This window comes from Synechococcus sp. R55.2 (assembly GCF_047462075.1).
Lineage (GTDB): Bacteria > Cyanobacteriota > Cyanobacteriia > Thermostichales > Thermostichaceae > Thermostichus.
In genome coordinates this window covers 1-18,647 of the sequence record NZ_JANSIH010000398.1, presented here as the reverse complement: position 1 = coordinate 18,647, position 18,647 = coordinate 1, and the positions used below count along the sequence as shown (strand labels likewise).

Sequence of the window (18,647 nt, the reverse complement as noted above, 5' to 3'; positions counted from 1 at the left end):
GTTAAACCCGCGGCTAATCTACGGTAAACCTGTCAACAAACCGTTGATATAGCTCCCAAGATAACTTGAATGGGGATCCAAAACAAGGGAGACTCCCTACAACTGAGCTTGGATGCGGTCAAACAAGGCCCCATCGGCAAAAAAGCGGCTTTGGACAACCTCCCATCCGCCCAGGTCGGCGACGGTAACCCGCTTCTCAACAGGAGGGTAACGCCAGGCAAACTCTTGGGCCACCGTCGGCTCCACCGGGCGAAAGCCCACCTCGGCAAAGGCCCGCTGCGCTTCTGGGGTGAATAGGTAGTCCACAAAGGCTTCGGCCACGGCACGGGTACCTTTGCGATCCACATTGGCATCCACCACGGCTACGGGGTTGTCGATGGAAATGTTGGGGTCGGGCACCACATAGGACAGGGATTGGCCGCGCAAGCCCGCCAGGATCACCTCATGTTCGTAGGTAATCAGGGCATCCCCTTGCCCTTTCTGGAAAAAAACATCGGTGGCCTCCCGCGAGTCCCGCGGCAAAATACGGACATTTTTGTAGACCTGGGTGGTGAAGGCCAGAGCCTGGGGTTCAGGGACAGCGCTCCAGAGGGCTAAAAAGTTCCAGCGGGCGCCCCCTGAGGTCTTGGGGTTGGCGGTAACCACCTGCAAGCCGGGCCGAGCCAGATCTTGCCAAGAGCGGATCCCCTGGGGGTTGCCCTCCCGCGTCACAATCACCGCCACCGAGCGGGTGACGATCCCTTGGTTGGGGGTGCGGGCTTCCCACCCCGGCTGAATGAGACCGGCAGCCACGATGCGCTCCACATCCAGGGCCAGAGCCAAGGCCACCACATCGGCATCCAGCCCGTTGATGACCGCCCGCGATTGCGTTGCTGAGCCGCCGTAGCTGCTTTCTACGCGCACCCGTTGCCCCGTTTTCGCCAGCCAATCGGCCTCAAAAGCAGGGATGATCTGCCGGTAGGCATCCCGCGTCACCGCAAAAGAAGCGAGGAGGATCCTGACTTCCCCCTGCAATCCCCCCCCTCGGCCACAGCCGCCAAGGCCAAGCAGAAGGCAGAGCAGCAGGGATCCCATCCCCAGCCACCGTCCCCCGCTCGCCAGCAGCCTCTGGATCCCGCCTGTCTTTGTAACCTCCATAGCCGTCCTCAAAACCTCGGGCCGCCCTCGCCCCCAGCCTCTCTCCGACAGAGGGGCTCCGCTTGCTGTAGGCGGAAGGAGCAGGCCCTTGTTCCTATTCTACGGTAAGCCGGTCGGCAAACCGTTTTTATTTAAGGATCCCTAGGCAGGACAGGGGGTGGGGATCGCCGCATCGACAGCGAGATCCAGCGTGGCCTTGAGAATGCCAGGATCCTCTGGAGAAGGGTGCAACTGGAACCCCAGCCGCTGACACAGGCGGCGCATCGCCTCGTTTTCGCCAAGAACCTCGCCGGTGAGGCGCTGGATCCCTTCGCAGCGGGCCACCTGGATGAGGCGGGTCAACAGCTCCGTGCCAATCCCTTGCCGTTGGTAGGGATCCGCCACCAGCATGGCAAACTCTGCTTCTTGGGGAAAGCCATGTTTTCTGGAGAGGCGGCTGATGCCGAGGATTAAGGACTTCGTCCCGCTGACGCGATTGGCCTCTGGCTCCTGTTTTTCTGCTACTAAGGCAATCTCGCGGTCGTAATCGTTAAAGCAAATGCGGGTAAGGCGCTCGTGGGCGATGCGGGCGCTGTATTTGATCGGGTGGAAGTAGCGCAGATAGACGCTGTAATCGGAGACGTGGCGGTGAAAATCGATCACCAGAGGCTCATCTTCGGGGCGGATGGGGCGGATGGTGATGCCGTCCCGGAAGGGCCAGATGTACTGGGTGGGGTAGGGGCGGATGGCCAAAGGCACCTGGGGATCCTGCTCCGTTCGCAAAATAACGCGGGCATCGAGGGCCACCAACCCCTTGGCAGAAGCCAGCAGCGGGTTGATGTCAATTTCTCGGATGTCCTGCTGTTCGGCCACCAGTTGGCTAAAGCGCACCAAGAGCTGTTCCAGGGCCTCCAGATCGACAGCTGGGCGTCCGCGTACCCCCCTGAGGGCCTTGTAGATGAGGGTGTTTTCCATCAGGCGCCGCGCCAAGGTGGTGTTGAGGGGGGGAAGGCCAATGGAGCGATCTTGAAACACCTCCACCAGTTGTCCGCCACTGCCAAACAGCAACACCGGCCCAAATTGGGGATCCTGGCTGCTGCCCAAGATCAGCTCGTAGCCATCCGTGCCCACCAAAGGACTTTGTCCCGCTGCCACAAAGGGCTGCACCGTGACCCCCTGGAAGTGCTCGGGCCCCGCTTTTTCGGTAACGTTGCGGTAAATTTGCCCAAAAGCCCGCCGCACCACCTCGGCATCGGGCAGGTTGAGCTGCACGCCACCCACCTCGGTCTTGTGGGTGAGGGTGTGGGAGTAGAGTTTCACCACCACCGGGTAGCCCATAGCCTCGGCAGCTTCCACCGCCGCTTCGGGACTCTCAGCCACCCGCGTCGGCACCACCGGGATCCCGTAGGCGGCCAGGATCTCTTTGGACTCCGCCTCGGTTAGAAGCGTTCGACCTTCCCGCCGAGCTTGGCTAAAGGTTTGCTGCACCTTGTCGCGCTCTACCGCTGTTGAAGGGGGCAGAGTGGGGGTCTCGTAGAGGGCCTTGAGGTTGTAGCTAAATCGCCACAAATAGCCGAACACCCGCGCCGCTTGATCCGGGTAGCGGTAGGTAGGGATCCCGGCCTGGTTGAGGATCTGCTCGCCGACATCCACGCCAGCTCCCCCCATCCAACTGGCCAGAATGGGCTGCCGGGATCCGCTGCGCCGCCAGGTCTCCACCACTTTCTCAGCCGTGCGGGTGGGATCCGTCATGGCTTGGGGGGTGAGGATGACCAGACAGCCCTGGCTGCCGGGATCCCGCAACACCACTTCCAAAACTTGGGCAAAGCGCTCCGGATCTGCGTCCCCCAAAATATCAATGGGATTGCCGTGGCTCCAGTGGGGGGGCAAGAGCTGGTTAAGCTGCTCCAGGGTTTGGGGGGAGAGCTGGGCCAGGGATCCCCCGGCGCGGATGAGGGCATCGGTGGCCAGCACCCCTGGCCCGCCGGCATTGGTGAGGATGGTCAGGTGAGGGCCCTGAGGACGGGGCTGTTTGGCCAGCACCTCCGCCAGGTCGAAGAGATCTTCAATGTGATCCACCCGCAGCACGCCGCAACGGCGGAAGGCCGCATCCAACACTGCGTCGCTGCCGGTGAGGGAGCCCGTGTGGGAAGCGGCTGCTTGGGCTGCCGCCTGGGTGCGCCCCGCCTTGATGACAATGATGGGCTTGCTCAGGGCCACCTCTCGGGCCGCGGACAGAAAAGAGCGGGCATCCCCGATGGATTCCATGTACAAGACAATGCTGTGGGTATGGGGATCCTCGCCCAAGTAGTCGATTAAGTCTCCCCAGCCCACATCCAGCATCGATCCCAGAGAGATAAAGGCACTGAAGCCCACATTTTCCTGCAGGCTCCAGTCCAGGATCGAGGTGCACAGGGCCCCACTTTGGCTGATGAAGCCCACATTGCCGGGCCGGGCCATCTGGGCAGCAAAGGTGGCGTTTAAGCCCGTGTGGGGGTTTTGGATCCCTAGGCAGTTGGGGCCAATCAAGCGCAGCTTCCCAAGGACTCCGTCCCGCTGACGCGATTGGATAGTCTGCTGAATTTGCTTCTCCAGCTCCCAGCCAGCAGGGCCCGTTTCCTTGAAGCCTGCCGAGAGGATGATGGCACCCTTGACCCCCACTTCCACACACTCTTGCACCACCTCGGGCACTCCCGCTGCCGGAATGGCAATAATAGCCAGATCCACTGGCTCCGGCAAAGCGGAAAGCCGCTCATAGGCCCGGATCCCCAACACCTGGTGCCGCTTGGGATTGACGGGGTAGACCGTGCCGCCAAAGGGGTGGCTGATGAGGTTCCACAACACCGTCCGCCCCACACTGCCCTCCCGCTCCGTGGCCCCCACCACCGCCACCGAACGGGGCAGAAAAATGGGATTCAGGGGATGGGATCGGGCCCTCCAGATATCCACACTGGGATCCAGTCGTTGCCACATACCCTACTCCTTAGGCCAACACTGGTTCCGGCTGGTGGTAGAGAGCAGAATCCACCCGGCAGCCCTGATAGGCCAGGACGTACAGCTCCTTCATGTCCTGAATGAGGGGATAGCGGGGGTTGGCGCCGGTGCACTGGTCGTCAAAGGCTTGCTCCGCCATGGTCTCCAGACGGTCGTAGAACTCCCGCTCCTTCTCGCCCAGGGCCTCGCGAATGGTGGCCGGGATCTCCAGTTTCCGCTTGAGCTCTTCGATGGCCTCAATCAGGCGCATGACCTTTTCATCGTCATCCGCCCCGCCCAACTGTAGGTAATCGGCAATTTCCGCGTAGCGGTGCTTGGCGTTGGGATAGCGGTATTGGGGAAAGATGGCCTGCTTAAAGGGGGCGTCGGTGGCGTTGTAGCGGATGACGTGGGTGATCATCAGGGCATTGGCCAGGCCGTGGGGCAGATGGAAGGTGGATCCCAGCTTGTGGGCCAGGGAGTGGCACACCCCCAAAAAGGCGTTGGCAAAGGCCATGCCGGCAATGGTGGCGGCGTAGTGGACTTTTTCCCGCGCTTCGGGATCCTCGGCGCCCTTCTCGTAGGCCCGCGGCAGGTAGGTCATCAGGAGCTTGATGGCCTGCAGGGCCAGCCCATCGGTAAAATCGCTGGCCATCACCGACACATAGGCTTCCAGAGCATGGGTGAGGGCATCGATGCCGCCGTAAGCCGTTAGCTTCTTGGGCATCTTTAAGGTGAGATCCGGATCCACAATGGCCATGGTGGGGGTGAGGGCGTAGTCCGCCAGCGGGTATTTGATCCCCACCCGGTCATCGGTCACCACGGCAAAGGGCGTCACCTCGGAGCCGGTGCCGGAAGTGGTGGGGATGCAGATGAGCTGAGCTTTTTGTCCCAGTGGGGGCAGCTCGTAAACCCGCTTGCGGATGTCCATAAAGCGCATCGCCAAGCCATCAAACTCCACCTGGGGCTGCTCGTACATCAGCCACATCACCTTGGCCGCATCCATCGGGGATCCCCCGCCGACCGCAATAATCACATCCGGTTGAAACTGGCGCAACTGCTCCAGACCGCGATTGACGTTGCTGAGGGTGGGATCCGGCTCTACATCGTGGTACACATCCCAGCTCACGCGAATCTCATCCAAAACCTGGGTGATGGGATGCAACATGCCCAGTTCAAAGAGCGGCTTATCGGTCACCAAAAAGGCGCGTTTTTTGCCGGCCAATTCCCGCAGAGCAATGGGTAGACATCCGGGCTTGAAGTAAATCTTGGGCGGGATCCGAAACCAGAGCATGTTTTCCCGGCGTTGGGTCACGGTTTTGAGGTTGAGCAGGTGATGCGGCCCCACATTGTCGGAGACAGAGTTGCCCCCCCAAGTGCCACAGCCCAAGGTCAGAGAGGGATCCAGCTTGAAGTTGTAGAGATCCCCGATTGCCCCCTGGGAAGAGGGAGTATTGATCAACACTCGCGCCGTTTGTAGGGCATTCTCAAAGTAGGCAATATCGTCTCGATTGGCGGGATCTGTGTACAAAACAGAGGTATGCCCCCTGCCCCCGAAATTGACCAGTTGAACGGCCACTTCCACAGCAGCGTGAAAATCCTTGGCTCGGTAGAGGGCCAAGATGGGGGCCAATTTTTCGTAGGAGAAGGGCTCCTCAGGCCCCACCTTCTCCACTTCCCCGATCAACAGCTTGGCACCTTCGGGAACCTGGATCCCGGCCAGGGTGGCGATGGTTTGCACCGGTTGGCCCACAATGGCCGGATTGAGGCGACCGTCTTTGAGAAGGATGCGGCGCACTGCTTCGGTTTGTTCCAGATCCAAAATGTAGGCCCCCCGATGGCGAAACTCGGCCTTGACCTGCTCGTAGATGGCATCCACCACCACCACTGCCTGTTCTGAGGCACAGATCATGCCGTTGTCGAAGGTCTTGCTCAACAGAATCGAGCTGACGGCTGTGGGGATGTCGGCACTGGCATCGATCACTGCCGGGGTATTGCCCGCTCCCACCCCCAAAGACGGGTGGCCCGAAGAATAGGCCGCTTTGACCATGCCAGGCCCGCCGGTAGCCAAGATCAGCTTCACCTCAGGATGCTGCATTAAGGCCTGAGAAAGCTCGATGGTGGGCTCGTCGATCCAGCCGATCAACCCCACAGGAGCGCCCGCTGCCTCGGCAGCTTCTCTGACCACTTTGGCCGCGGCAATGGTGCATTGTTTAGCCCGCGGGTGGGGAGAAAAGATAATGCCGTTGCGGGTTTTGAGGGTGATCAGAGCCTTGAAAATTGTCGTCGAGGTAGGGTTGGTTACCGGCACAATACCTGCCAAAAGACCCACCGGTTCAGCAATTCTCTCGTAGCCAAAGCTCTCATCCCGCTCGATAACCCCGCAGGTTTTCTCGTGTTTGTATTTGTTGTAAATGTATTCCGAGGCAAAGTGATTTTTGATCACCTTGTCTTCCACAATGCCCATGCCGGTTTCCTGTACCGCCAGCTTGGCCAACGGGATCCGTTCGTTGTTGGCAGCCAGAGCGGCTTTGTGAAAAATCCGGTCTACCTGTTCTTGGGTGAAAGTTGCATATTCAGCTTGGGCAGCCTTCACCTGCTGGATCAAGGTTTCCAGCTCGGCTAGATGGGTCACTGGCATCGGTGGATCCCTCCAAAACTCATCAAGACTTAGACGATAGGAACAATTGACAATCGGATAGTTGGAAATAGTCGAATAACCCGAATGGCAATCTAGGCGCCAACAGGAGCAGGAACTTGGATTTCGGTGGTCAGGGTGGGGGGATGGGTGAGCGTATTGTGAATGATGCAGGCATCAACTGCTTTTTCCAGCCCCTTTTGATGCCTTCCGTCCAGCGGGATCCCAGTTTTTACACGAATGTGAATGTTGTCTAGGCGAGCCGGATGCTCAACTTTCTCCGCCGTGACCACCACCTCTAGTCCACTGGGATCCAACTGCCGAGCTTCCAGATATTTGACGGCATAAAAACCAACACAGGCGCCCAGAGAAGCCAGAAACCATTCCGGCGGCGTCATTCCCTGATCTCGACCGTGATTGTCCAAAGGCTGGTCGCTGAGAATGCGGTGCCCTCGGCTTTCCGCTTGGAACTGAACACCATCGCGGTAGGTGACGCAAACTTCCATTGGGGATCCCTCCTCTTGGGGTATTCTTCAGTTCACATAGAGTCCGTAAAGTTAGCCTGGGGATCAACTTGGATTCCAGTCAGCTCAGGGCCAATCTGGAGACGGTGCAGAGATTTTAGAGATTAACTGTGAATCACTTCGGATCTAAGCGTGACCTGGCTATGCTGACCCAAGCCGCAACTGCAGAATTGTCAAATAGCTACCAGTCCTTGATCCCGAAAGATTTGTAAGGCGTGATTCACCTGTTCGGGTGTGGGTGGATCGACATCGGCAAGGGTGTAAGGCAATCCCAATTGCTGCCATTTGTATTCCCCCATCTTGTGAAAGGGCAAAACTTCTACCCGCTCAACGTTAGAAAGCGTCGCCACAAACTGAGCCAAACCCTTTATGTTTTCTTCGGGATCCGTCAAGCCGGGAACCAGCACAAAACGAATCCAGGTAGGCTTGTGGATCTGGTCTAAATAGCGGGCCAGATTAAGAGTGGGTTCTAGCGAAACACCGGTGACCTTTCGATACAGCTCCGGCAGATAAGACTTGATATCCAGCAACACCAAATCTGTATGCTCCAACACAGGCTTGGCTGCTTCCAGTTGCCCATAGCCAGAAGTATCCAAAGCCGTGTGCAAGCCCAACTCATGACAGCGACGGAAGATCTCAGCTACAAAGGTGGGTTGCAGCAAAGGCTCTCCCCCGGTAGCCGTAACTCCCCCCTCTCGCAAGTAATTCTTGTAACGTTGGATCTCGGCAATTAAAGACTCAACCGTAACAAGCTGTCCCGCCTCCGGATCCCGACAGTCAGGGTTGTGGCAATACAAACAGCGAAGTGGACAACCCTGTGTAAAAATTACGAAGCGGATTCCTGGCCCATCGACGGTGCCACAGGTTTCCACCGAGTGAATGCGCCCAGCAATTGGTGTCAGGGGGTTCATAACGGTATCCATACTTTTATCCTGGATGACTTTTGCAAAATATCAATCAATCTTGAGGTTTTCTTCCAGATTGCTAACTCAGGTTAAATAGAACACAGTTTCCATTTCTCTTTGGATTAGGTTGGGACTAGATTTTTTTAGATCCCTAGGGTCTTTTAGCTAGACCGCTGCTATCCTGGCTGGAAGGGAGAAAGGGGGATAAAAAGCCGAAAGGGCAGCTTGGGGATCCCACCCAGCTCAGACCGATGGGTCGTGTGGGCTAGGCACGGAGGTATCCACCGTGATGCCGTGCAGGCGGTGGGCCTTGGGATCAAAATCCTTCGGGAAATGGGTATAGGCATCGACATCTGCGTGATCCAGCAGGGCGCCTTCTAAGAGGGCCTCTCGAAAATCGCTGCCAAAGAGGAGACATCCCCGCAGATCGGCTCCCAATAGGTTGGCTCCGCTGAAGTCGGCAAAACTGAGATCGCACCCCCGCAAATTAGCCCCCGCCAAGTTGGCCCCACTGAAATCGGCATAGCTGAGATCGGCGCCAGCCAAATGGATCCCCTGCAGGTTAGCCCCTTGCAAATCGATCTCCCGAAAATCGCGCCGTCCTGAGGCATACTGGCTGACCAGATCCGCAGCGCTACAAACAGTCATCGTCATCGGGCCTCCTCGGTTATCGATGGGGGATCCCTTCCATCGACCCCGGTATGGGCGGACTTCAGGGATCCCCAGGCTGGTCTTTTAGCAGTGTTGATGGAACGTGCGGTTAATGACATCCAGTTGCTGCTCGCGGGTGAGCTTGATGAAGTTCACCGCATAGCCGGAAACCCGGATGGTGAGCTGTGGGTAGAGCTCCGGGTGCTCCATGGCATGCAGCAGGGTCTCGCGGTTGAGAACATTGACGTTGAGGTGGAAACCGCCATCCCGCATGTAGCCATCCAGCAGCCCCACTAGATTGGCAACCCGCTCCTCCGCTGTGCGACCTAGGGCCGCCGGCACAATCGAGAAGGTGTTGGAGATCCCATCCAGAGCGTCGTCGTAGGGCAGCTTGGCCACCGAAGCCAGCGACGCCACCGCCCCCTTGGTGTCCCGGCCGTGCATGGGGTTGGCCCCTGGGGCAAAGGGTTCGCCCGCTCGCCGCCCATCGGGAGTATTGCCGGTTTTCTTGCCGTAGACCACGTTGGAGGTGATGGTGAGGATGGACTGGGTGGGCACCGCATTGCGGTAGGTCTTGTGCTTGCGCAGCTCCGCCATGAAGGTCTGCACCAGTTGCACCGCAATGGAGTCAACTCGGTCGTCGTTGTTGCCGTATTTGGGGAAGTCGCCCTCCACCGCGTAATCCACCACTAGGCCCCGCTCATCCCGGATGGCCCGTACCCGCGCGTATTTGATGGCAGACAGGGAGTCGGCAGTTACCGACAGGCCGGCCAGCCCAAAGGCCATCGTGCGCAGGATGTCCCGGTCGTGGAGGGCCATCTCCAGGCGCTCGTAGCAGTACTTGTCGTGCATGTAGTGGATGATGTTCATGGTGTTGACGTAGGTTTTGGCCAGCCAGGCCATCATCTGCGCCATGCGCGGCCACACCTCGTCGTACTCCAGCACGTCGGCGGTGATGGGGGCATAGGCCGGGGCCACCTGCTCGCCGGAGATCTCGTCCCGACCGCCGTTGATGGCGTAGAGCAGGCACTTGGCCAAGTTCACCCGCGCTCCAAAAAACTGCATCTGCTTGCCGATGCGCATGGCCGACACACAGCAGGCGATGCCGTAGTCATCCCCCCAGTAGGGGCGCATCAAGTCGTCGTTTTCGTACTGGATGGAGCTGGTTTCGATGGAGACCTTGGCGCAGTAGCGCTTGAAGGCTTCCGGCAGCCGCTCCGACCAAAGCACGGTCAAGTTGGGCTCTGGCGCCGGCCCCAGGTTGTAAAGGGTGTGCAGCATGCGGAAGCTGGTTTTGGTAACCAAAGGCCGCCCATCCAGGCCCATGCCGCCGATGCACTCGGTAACCCAGGTGGGATCCCCGCTGAACAGCTCGTTGTATTCAGGGGTGCGCAAAAACCGCACCATGCGCAGCTTCATGACGAAGTGGTCGATGAGCTCCTGCGCTTCTTCTTCGGTGAGGATCCCGGCCTGCAGATCCCGCTCGATGTAGATGTCCAGGAAGGTGGACACCCGCCCCAAGGACATGGCTGCCCCGTTTTGCTCCTTGACCGCTGCCAAGTAGGCCAGGTACAGCCATTGGATGGCTTCGCGGGCGTTGGCCGCCGGACGGCCCAGGTCAAACCCGTAGCGGGATCCCATCTCTTTCAGCTCTTGCAGGGCTTTGATCTGCTCGGAGAGCTCCTCCCGCAGGCGGATGGTCTCTTCGTCCATCGTGTCCAGGTCTAGGCTGGCTTTTTGGGCCTGCTTGTCTTCGATGAGCCGATCCACCCCGTAGAGGGCCACCCGCCGGTAGTCCCCGATGATGCGACCCCGACCGTAGGCATCCGGCAGGCCGGTGATGATCCCAGAGCGGCGGCAGCGGCGCATCTCTTCGGTGTAGGCATCGAAAACGCCGTCGTTGTGGGTTTTGCGGTACTGGGTGAAGATTTCCTTGGTGCGCGGATCCAGCTCATAGCCATAGGCTTTGAGGGAAGACTCCACCACGCGGATGCCGCCAAAGGGCAGGATGGCCCGCTTTAGAGGCTTGTCCGTCTGCAGCCCCACAATCTGTTCCAACTCTGGGTCGATGTAGCCAGGGGCGTGGCTGGTGATGGTAGAGGGAACGGCGGTATCGGCGTCCAGGATCCCTCGCTCTCGCTCCAGAGCCATCAAATCCTTGACCTTGGCCCACAGCCGCTGGGTGCGCTCGGTGGCTGCAGCTAAAAAGGTTTCATCGCCGGTGTAGGGGGTGTAATTCCGTTGAATAAAGTCTCTGACATCGATGCAGCGCTGCCAGGATCCCGGCGCAAAATCGCTCAAAATTCTTTGACCGTCTGCGTTGGATCCCGTCCTTGGTTGCGCCTTCAATTCTGTAGGTGATGCTACAGAACGCTGCACACTGGCAACCATAACCATCCTCCCGGCTGTTACGCCTGATAATCTATCGACAAGGCGAGGTGACACCTCGGCAGTTGCCCCACGCAGGCTTAAAAAAGAGCCAAAGAACTACCCAATCTCTGCAAGGCTTCCAGGGATCCTACGAAGGGCTTTTAGCAACTCTTCTGTTTCTTTTTTAGGCGTTCTAAATACACCTCGCCTAATCCAATTTTAGTCCCTTGCGCTCTGAGGATATTTTCGGTCGCGTGGTTTTTTAATCTTATTTTTATCCTATTTTTTAACACTGTCTTAATGCCTTCTTAATGTTGTTTTACGCTTTTCCATCGGCAAATGGCGGGCCTATGCTGAGGTAGGGCGGCCCAGGTCGCCTGTTGCCGTGAGAACGTCAGGACACTCGACGTTCGCGTTAGCAGTGCTTTGCTCTATGAACCAGTCCAATCGAATCGTCCAAGGGATCCACCACCTGCACTTCTATCTTTGGGATCTGCCCCGTTGGCAGGAACACTTTTGTCAGGTTTGGGGCTTCCGGGTGGAAGGACAGCTCGGCAGCACCCTCTGTCTGCGTCAGGGATCCCTGCGCTTGCGCCTGTCTCAGCCTGCTTGCCCTGGGGATGAGGTGGATCGCTATTTACAGCAACATTCCCCTGGCGTGGTGGATGTGGCCTTAGCGGTGGGGGAGCAAGAGCTGTCGGGCTTGGCAGAGCTTTTGCAGAGGCGAGGAGCCCAAGTGGAGTGGATCCCGGCAGAAGACGAAGGCTGCCCTGCTCTGTGCCTGCGCACTCCTTATGGACTCAGGCATTCTTTGATCCCCAGCTCAGGGATCCTCGATTCAGCTCCCGCCGAGGAGAACTTGTTTTCCCACTGGGATCATGTGGTGTTGAATGTGGAGCGGGGATCCCTGCAGGCGGCAGCGGATTGGTATGGGCAGGTGCTGGGTTGGCGGCCTTTGTATCGCTACAGCATCCGCACCGACAACTCCGGCCTAGAAAGTGTGGTGGTGGGAGATCCTGAAGCAGGGATCCAATTGGCCATCAACGAGCCCACCTGTGCCGCTTCCCAGATTCAAGAGTTTTTGGATGCCCATCGTGGCCCCGGCCTGCAACATGCGGCGTTGCATAGCTCGGATATCGTTGCCGGTGTGCGCCGGCTGCGACAGGGGGGCGTAAACTTTCTGCAGGTGCCGTCGGAGTATTACACAAACCTGGCAAGGGAGCTGGCTTCTGGAGCAATACTCCGTTCTGGTGGGTTGCCCCCCGCCATCTCCTGGCACGACTTGGTGGAGCAGCAGCTCCTTTTGGATGCCACCTTGCCTGCTTCTGATTCCCCACACCCCCCCCTGTTGTTGCAAACCTTCACTCAGCCTCTGTTTGGTCGGCCCACGTTTTTTTTCGAGGTCATCCAACGATTGGGTGGAGCCACAGGCTTTGGCGAAGCCAATTTTCAAGCCCTGTTTGAAGCTCTAGAACGCCAACAGCGACAACGGCAGAAGGCTCGGGCCTGTTAACACCCTCGTCAACGCTCTGGGGATCCGGTGGGAGCACTAGGGGAATGTCTCCAGTTCAATCAACACAACTGCACCCAGAGTTTCCAGCCGACCGTTCGGGTATGCGGAAGGCGGTCAACTCAAGACAATTGGGCAGCAACGGCTTTCAACAGGTGTTTTTGGTCAACGGGCTTCGTCAAATAGGCATCGGAGCCAAAGCATAACCCCTGTTCAATCTCTTCGGGAGAGATTTTCGAGGAGAGAAAGACAAAGGGGATGTGAGCCGTGGACTGATCCCATCTCAGAGCATCCAGCACCCCATAGCCGTTCAGCTTGGGCATCACCACATCGCACAACACCAAGTCCGGCATCAGCGTGCGCACCATCTGCAAACCCTCCTCTCCATCGGTGGCCGCCACCGCGTCGTACCCCGCTCTTTGCAACACCTTCTGCAGGTAGGTACGGATAGAGGGTTCGTCTTCAATCACCAGGATGCGTTTGGACATAACTTTGTAAAAAATTAAACAAAGACCTGGCCCAACCTGTCGGGCCTACTGTCCGCCTTCCCGGAGCCAGAGAGATCCGAGTTGATGCAAGAACAAGTCGAAGAACTACAGCTGCAGCATAGGGAAACTCTGGAAAAAAAAACTCCGCCAAATCGCTCATTCTGGGATCTCCCTGCTCTGCAAAAATCCTGATAGAGTGCGGAACAACTTTCCTCATCCGTAGATTTGCGGTTATGCCAGGTAGCCCAAACTCCTCTCCTCCTTTGGGAGAGGGGCCGGGGGGGAGGGCAGCCTATTCTGAGGTCAGTTGTCGTTCCATCAGGCGGGCGAGAGCGGCGGTGGGAGTGGTCTGCCCTTGCAGCAACTGGTGAACCTCTTGAGTAATGGGCACGGGGATCCCGTGTTGGGCGGCAATTTTTACAACGACCGGAGCTGTGTAAACGCCCTCGGCAGTACCCTCCATTTCGGCCAAAATCTGCGACAAAGGCTTGCCCTGGCCCAGCCCGTAGCCCACCCGGTAGTTGCGACTGAGGGAACTGTGACAGGTGGCCAGCAGATCCCCCAACCCCGACAGGCCGTTGAAGGTTTCTGCCCGTGCCCCCAGCTTGGATCCCACCCGGATCATCTCTGCCAGGCCGCGGGTAACCAGAGCCGCACGAGCATTGGCCCCCAGTTGCAAGCCATCACACACGCCAACAGCGATGGCGATAACATTTTTCAGGGTGCCGCCTAGCTCCACTCCCAGCGGATCGCTGCTGGTATAGAGGCGGAACCGCTCCGAGGAAAGGGCATACTGCACCTGCACAGCGGCCCAGGGATCCCGGCTGGCCACCACTGCTGCTGCCGGCAAGCCTTGGCGGATCTCCGCCGAAAGATTAGGCCCCGAGAGCACCACCAGGGGCTGCTCCGGGAAGGTGGCCCCCCAAATTTGGGTAGGGGTCAGAAGCTGCAGTGGATCCAACCCTTTGGTGGCCGAGACCAAAATTGCCTGCGGTGGGATCCCCACCTGGCGCACTGCTTCCACCACAGGGCGCACCCCCGCCATAGAGACGGCTGAGATGAGAATTTGGGATCCCTGGAGCACCTCTGCCAAATCCAGGCCCTTGCGGCGATCCCAAACCCGCACCCGGTGCCCTTGCCCCTGAGCCAGCATTGCCAGGGTACTTCCCCAAGCCCCGGCTCCCAAAATGGCAACGCTTTGCGGGGATGTTGGGCTTTGGCCTTCTGCGCTAGTGTTCATCTAATCTGTTCACCCGCAGACTTTCTCTTAAGCTTTCTTCGTAGGATGCCTCTCAAAAAACCTGCACCGGCGAAGGGAAGACCAACGGCAAAGGTTAGTATGGGTGGATACCAAATCATGGGTTAGCTCGAGAGCAGACGACATGGCAGAAGCAGGGATCCCCCGTCTTCCTCCTGAGGTAGCCGCCAAGATGGGAACCTGGCAGCACGGCTATGCCCTTACCAATGGCATTCAACTGCACTATGTCACCCAAGGGGAAGGGGAGCTGGCGATCTTGTTGCACGGTTTCCCGGAGTTTTGGTACTCCTGGCGGCATCAGATTCCGGTGTTGGCGCAGCGGTTTCGCGTGGTGGCACCCGATATGCGCGGCTACAACGATTCCGACAAACCGGATCACGGCTATGACCTGGATACCCTTACCGAGGATATCCGCGGCTTGCTAAGCCACTTTGGGGCCCGAAGAGCGGTGGTCGTAGCCCACGATTGGGGGGGAGCCATTGCCTGGCACTGGGCGCAATTTTTCCCTGAGGAGATTCGCAAGCTGGCCGTCCTCAATTCTCCCCATCCGGCCTGCTTCCGGCGGGAGTTCTTGAGCAACTTGGATCAACTGCGCCGCAGTTGGTACTTGTTCTTTTTTCAATTGCCTTGGCTGCCAGAGTGGGTGCTGCAATGGGACTTGGGAGATTGGGTGCGCCGCATTTTCCAGGAAACTTCGGTGCGCAAAAGCGCCTTCACCCGCCACGACCTCAAGCTCTACCAAGAGGCCCTCTCCAAACCCAAGGTTCTCACCTCTGCCCTCAACTACTACCGCCAGCTTTTTAACCTGCCCACTTTGCAGAACCTGTTTTTGCAGCCCATGCGGCAAATCCTCGCCCCCACCCTGCTGATTTGGGGAGAAGAAGACTTTGCCCTCAGCCGCGAGCTAACCGAGGGGATGGATCCCTTTTTCCCCAACGGCCTGCGCAAGGAGTACATCCCCGAATGCGGCCATTGGGCGCAGCAGGAAGCTCCGCAAACGGTCAATCGGCTGCTGATGGAGTTTCTCTAGCGGGCCGGGCTTGGGATCCGCTCTTTACCATCTTCAAGGGTTGACCCTAGAATAATCCACTGAATTCTACGGGAGAACCGGCATGGCCCTGGAGTATCCATCCCATCTGCGCTACGTGGACACCCACGAGTACATCCATGTCGAGGATGATATTGCGGTGATTGGGATCACAGCTTATGCCGTCGATCAACTGGGGGATATCGTTTTCGTGGGCTTGCCCGAAGAAGGGACAGAGATTGAAAAAGGGGAAAGCTTTGGCTCGGTGGAATCGGTCAAAGCCGTCGAAGATCTCTATGCCCCTCTTTCTGGAGAGGTGGTGGCCGTGAATACAGCGGTGGTGGAGAGCCCCGAAAGCCTTGCTGACGATCCCTATGGCGATGGCTGGCTGATCAAGGTGCGCATTGCCAACCCCGAAGACTTGGAAGACACCATGAGTGCCGAAGCCTACGCCAGTTTGGTGGAGGGATCCTGAACCCCAACAGGTGGCCTCGAGCTACAGGAAAGTCTCTCGGTTACCACCCTCAGCTTTGGCCCGGTAGAGGGCTTTGTCGGCAGCAGCCAGCAGACTTTGTGGGTCAGTTCCTTCTTCCAGCTCCAGCAGAGAGGCGATGCCCACGCTGCAGCTCAGGGAGATGATCTCCGCTTCCACCTGCACCGACAGGGACTGGACGGCCTGCCGCAAGCGTTCTGTCAGCCCCAAGATTTGCGGGTTTGGGATCCCACGCACCAATAGGGCAAACTCATCGCCCCCCAAGCGGGCCACCAGATCATCTTGGCGAACGTGAGCTTGCAATCGCCGCGCCACCTGGATTAAGGTTTGATCCCCAACCCAGTGCCCCCAGCGGTCGTTGATTTGCTTAAACCCATCCAAATCCAGGTAGAGCACGTGGAGAGGAATTTGATGGCGAAGAGCAAAGGGGATCTCCAGCTCCAGTTGCTTCAGGAAAAAACGTCGGTTATACAGACCGGTTAGCGGGTCATAGAGGGCAGCAGTGGCCATTTGCAAAAAGAAGGCTTCTTCTGCCGCGTTGTAGTAGGCAAACTTGAGGGTGCTGGCCCCCACTTGAATGTAATCTCCATCCTTCAGGAGAACGCGGCTGACGCGCTCGCCGTTAACATATGTGCCGTTGAGGCTCTCCAGGTCGGTGAGGACATAACCTTCATCTTCTCTCTCCAGCCGACAGTGCTGCCGGGAGACGGCGTGATCCAAGAGCTGAATGTCCGCGCGGTGGCTGCGCCCCAAAACCCCACCCCTTGCCAAGGGAAACGTCATGCCCACATTGGCACCGCTGAGCACCGTTAGAAAGGCCGCAGTTGCCTCAGGCTGGGGTCTGCGCTCGTAAAACTCCAAGGGGATCTGAGTGGTTGGCTCCTCTGGCAACTGAGAGAGAGGGTCGAGAGGCATGGAGAGGTCCAACGAATTGTGCGGGTTAGCAGTAAGCACTCGTTATATCCGTATTATGCCGGTTTTCCCAAGGGCGCATTTGGGTAGATGGGGGTCGTCTTGCCGGTTCTGATCTGTAAACCTGCGGAACTCTGGAGTTTATCGTATACCATCGCACGCGGTGAGGCCCTCAGTTGAGAGCTACGCGAGGATTCCATCCCGCCTGCGCGGTTGTATCGGCCAGCTGTGGGAAGAAGCTCAATGGCAAACCCCAATTTCCCCAGGATCCCAAGTATTTTTCGGGATAACTCAAAAAACGGGTTCGGTTTGCCCCTCGTTCCCTGATTTCGAGAAGAGGCTCTCTCCTCTATGTCCTACAGATCCTCTGACTTCTGAAGAGTTGCCGAGGCGGCCTAGAATGGGTCTGGGATCCCTGAGAGGAGGAGTGGGGCATGATCAGGCCCAATTCTGCCCATCTATTGACTCCGGATTTTCGCCTCAGCCTGTCGGTGTTGGCTTTGGCGGTACCGTTGTTCTGGCTTTCGCTTTGGGCGGGGCTGGGGGTGGGTCTGTTCGGCCTGTTTTTGATGGTGCAGACCTCTCTGATCGGGCTGGCCTTTACCAGGACGGCGCTGCAGGTCTACAGCGGCTCCAAGCGCATCCGCGAGTTTCCCTACAGCGAGTGGCAGGATTGGCAAATTTTCTGGCCGCCGCTGCCGGTGTTGTTCTTTTTCCGAGAAACCAAAAGCATTCATTTTTTGCCGATGCTGTTTAACCCTGCTGAGCTGAAGATGTGTTTGGAAGAGCGGGTGGGCCATCTCCGCGCCCAACATCGGTCTCAAGGATCCCCGCCGATTGCTGGTCCGGGTAGCTCCCGCCGATGAGTGGCTCCGCCTTGTGGGTTTGGCAGCAGGCAGAGAGATGGCGCTGGCTGGAGTGTCAGCTTTTGGCGGAGTGGCCTCACGCTTTTGGCTCTCGCCAAGGTCATCCCCATCCCCCATCTCAGTTGGCCGCTCGGCTGCAACTGCCCCCTGAACGGGCCGCGTGGGGCCATCAGGTGCATGGCTGCAACTGGGTTTGGGCAGATGGGATCACGGAAACCCTTGGACAGAAGGGAGAGCAGGACTGCTCTGTTGGTCAAGGGATCTCTACCCGTTCTCAGGCGGATGCGGTCATTGCCCGCCGCCAAGGGGATTCTGCCTGGGTCTGCACCGCTGACTGTGTGCCGATTTTGGTGGCCAGTCGAGAATGGGTGGCGGCCATTCACGCCGGGTGGAGAGGCACTGCTGCGGGGATTTTGCCCAAGGTGCTGCAGGAGTTTCTCCGGGCGGGGATCCCTGCTGCTGGGATCCGCGTGGCCATCGGGCCTTCCATTTCGGGGTCGGTCTATCAGGTGTCAGAGGAGGTGGCGGAGCAGGTGCTGCAAAGCCTACCCCCAGGGCTGGATGCCCGCGCCGCCCTGTTGCCCGATCCTCTGCCCGGCAAGGTTCGCCTGGATCTGCGCTGGGTCAACGGTGCCCAAGCCCAAGCCAAAGGGATCCCCCCTGAACACATTGCCGTCAGCCCCCATTGCACCCTCAGCCAGCCCCAAGATTTCTTTTCCTATCGCCGCGATGGATCCCTGAAGGATGAGCAGGGCCGTCATTGCGTGCAGTGGTCGGGAATCGGCCTGCGGCCGTAGGCAGACTTGACCCAGTTCTGCCCGGAGGAACGGGAAGTAGTGGCTATAATTGCGCTCAAGACAGGGCTGATACATTTACGCTGAACACTGCTGAACATCACTGTTCAACTATGCAGCGA

At 58.4% G+C, this 18,647-nt stretch carries 15 protein-coding genes; 5 read left to right on the top strand and 10 right to left on the bottom strand.

The window, feature by feature from the left end; genetic code table 11:
* Nucleotides 1-96: 96 nt before the first annotated feature.
* The 7 genes from NW838_RS12860 to pflB all read right to left on the bottom strand — a co-directional run bounded on the left by NW838_RS12860 (nucleotide 97) and on the right by pflB (nucleotide 11,198).
* Entirely contained in the window at nucleotides 97-1,137 is a 1,041-nt protein-coding gene (locus NW838_RS12860; protein ID WP_414428160.1) for a sulfate ABC transporter substrate-binding protein, read from the bottom strand.
* A 141-nt stretch (nucleotides 1,138-1,278) separates the two neighbouring features.
* Nucleotides 1,279-4,089, bottom strand: a complete 2,811-nt coding sequence (locus NW838_RS12855; RefSeq protein ID WP_414355732.1) for a GNAT family N-acetyltransferase — start codon at nucleotides 4,087-4,089, stop codon at nucleotides 1,279-1,281.
* Between the two features lie 10 nt (nucleotides 4,090-4,099).
* Nucleotides 4,100-6,730: a bifunctional acetaldehyde-CoA/alcohol dehydrogenase gene (adhE, locus tag NW838_RS12850; protein ID WP_414428159.1), complete on the bottom strand. Its 2,631-nt coding sequence runs from the start codon at nucleotides 6,728-6,730 to the stop codon at nucleotides 4,100-4,102.
* 92 nt (nucleotides 6,731-6,822) lie between these two features.
* Nucleotides 6,823-7,233 (bottom strand): OsmC family protein, encoded by a 411-nt coding sequence (locus tag NW838_RS12845; RefSeq protein WP_414343934.1) that lies wholly within the window; start codon nucleotides 7,231-7,233, stop codon nucleotides 6,823-6,825.
* A 191-nt stretch (nucleotides 7,234-7,424) separates the two neighbouring features.
* On the bottom strand, nucleotides 7,425-8,174 hold the full coding sequence (gene pflA, locus NW838_RS12840; protein ID WP_414355730.1) for a pyruvate formate-lyase-activating protein: 750 nt from the start codon (nucleotides 8,172-8,174) through the stop codon (nucleotides 7,425-7,427).
* Between the two features lie 225 nt (nucleotides 8,175-8,399).
* Nucleotides 8,400-8,810, bottom strand: coding sequence for a pentapeptide repeat-containing protein (locus NW838_RS12835; protein ID WP_414428158.1), 411 nt, complete (start codon nucleotides 8,808-8,810; stop codon nucleotides 8,400-8,402).
* Nucleotides 8,811-8,891: 81 nt separating this feature from the next.
* Complete coding sequence (gene pflB, locus NW838_RS12830; protein ID WP_414355728.1) at nucleotides 8,892-11,198, bottom strand: formate C-acetyltransferase; 2,307 nt, start codon at nucleotides 11,196-11,198, stop codon at nucleotides 8,892-8,894.
* 412 nt (nucleotides 11,199-11,610) lie between these two features.
* On the opposite strand from pflB, the gene NW838_RS12825 reads away from it, so the two are divergent.
* The gene (locus NW838_RS12825) at nucleotides 11,611-12,690 is read left to right on the top strand and encodes a VOC family protein (RefSeq protein WP_414355727.1); all 1,080 of its coding nucleotides are present in this window, start codon (nucleotides 11,611-11,613) and stop codon (nucleotides 12,688-12,690) included.
* A gap of 119 nt (nucleotides 12,691-12,809) precedes the next feature.
* Here the strand turns inward: NW838_RS12825 and NW838_RS12820 are convergent, their stop codons facing one another.
* Together NW838_RS12820 and NW838_RS12815 are read right to left on the bottom strand one after the other, a co-directional pair.
* Nucleotides 12,810-13,175 carry a response regulator gene (locus tag NW838_RS12820; protein ID WP_414355726.1) on the bottom strand — a complete coding sequence of 122 codons (366 nt, stop codon included), beginning with the start codon at nucleotides 13,173-13,175 and terminating at the stop codon, nucleotides 12,810-12,812.
* A 292-nt stretch (nucleotides 13,176-13,467) separates the two neighbouring features.
* On the bottom strand, nucleotides 13,468-14,415 hold the full coding sequence (locus NW838_RS12815; RefSeq protein ID WP_414355725.1) for an NAD(P)H-dependent glycerol-3-phosphate dehydrogenase: 948 nt from the start codon (nucleotides 14,413-14,415) through the stop codon (nucleotides 13,468-13,470).
* 142 nt (nucleotides 14,416-14,557) lie between these two features.
* Here NW838_RS12815 and NW838_RS12810 point away from each other — a divergent pair, with 142 nt between their 5' ends.
* Together NW838_RS12810 and gcvH are read left to right on the top strand one after the other, a co-directional pair.
* Nucleotides 14,558-15,463, top strand: a complete 906-nt coding sequence (locus tag NW838_RS12810; RefSeq protein ID WP_011432014.1) for an alpha/beta fold hydrolase — start codon at nucleotides 14,558-14,560, stop codon at nucleotides 15,461-15,463.
* 82 nt (nucleotides 15,464-15,545) lie between these two features.
* Nucleotides 15,546-15,935 (top strand): glycine cleavage system protein GcvH, encoded by a 390-nt coding sequence (gcvH, locus tag NW838_RS12805; RefSeq protein ID WP_011432013.1) that lies wholly within the window; start codon nucleotides 15,546-15,548, stop codon nucleotides 15,933-15,935.
* Between the two features lie 21 nt (nucleotides 15,936-15,956).
* On the opposite strand, the gene NW838_RS12800 is transcribed toward gcvH, so the two are convergent.
* Nucleotides 15,957-16,868 carry a diguanylate cyclase domain-containing protein gene (locus NW838_RS12800; RefSeq protein ID WP_414355724.1) on the bottom strand — a complete coding sequence of 304 codons (912 nt, stop codon included), beginning with the start codon at nucleotides 16,866-16,868 and terminating at the stop codon, nucleotides 15,957-15,959.
* A 431-nt stretch (nucleotides 16,869-17,299) separates the two neighbouring features.
* On the opposite strand from NW838_RS12800, the gene NW838_RS12795 reads away from it, so the two are divergent.
* Both NW838_RS12795 and pgeF read left to right on the top strand, forming a co-directional pair.
* The gene (locus tag NW838_RS12795) at nucleotides 17,300-17,731 is read left to right on the top strand and encodes a DUF3119 family protein (protein ID WP_414428157.1); all 432 of its coding nucleotides are present in this window, start codon (nucleotides 17,300-17,302) and stop codon (nucleotides 17,729-17,731) included.
* Nucleotides 17,728-18,528: a peptidoglycan editing factor PgeF gene (gene pgeF / locus NW838_RS12790; RefSeq protein WP_414428156.1), complete on the top strand. Its 801-nt coding sequence runs from the start codon at nucleotides 17,728-17,730 to the stop codon at nucleotides 18,526-18,528. The genes NW838_RS12795 and pgeF overlap by 4 nt, the downstream gene beginning before the upstream one ends.
* The last annotated feature ends 119 nt before the right edge of the window (nucleotides 18,529-18,647 follow it).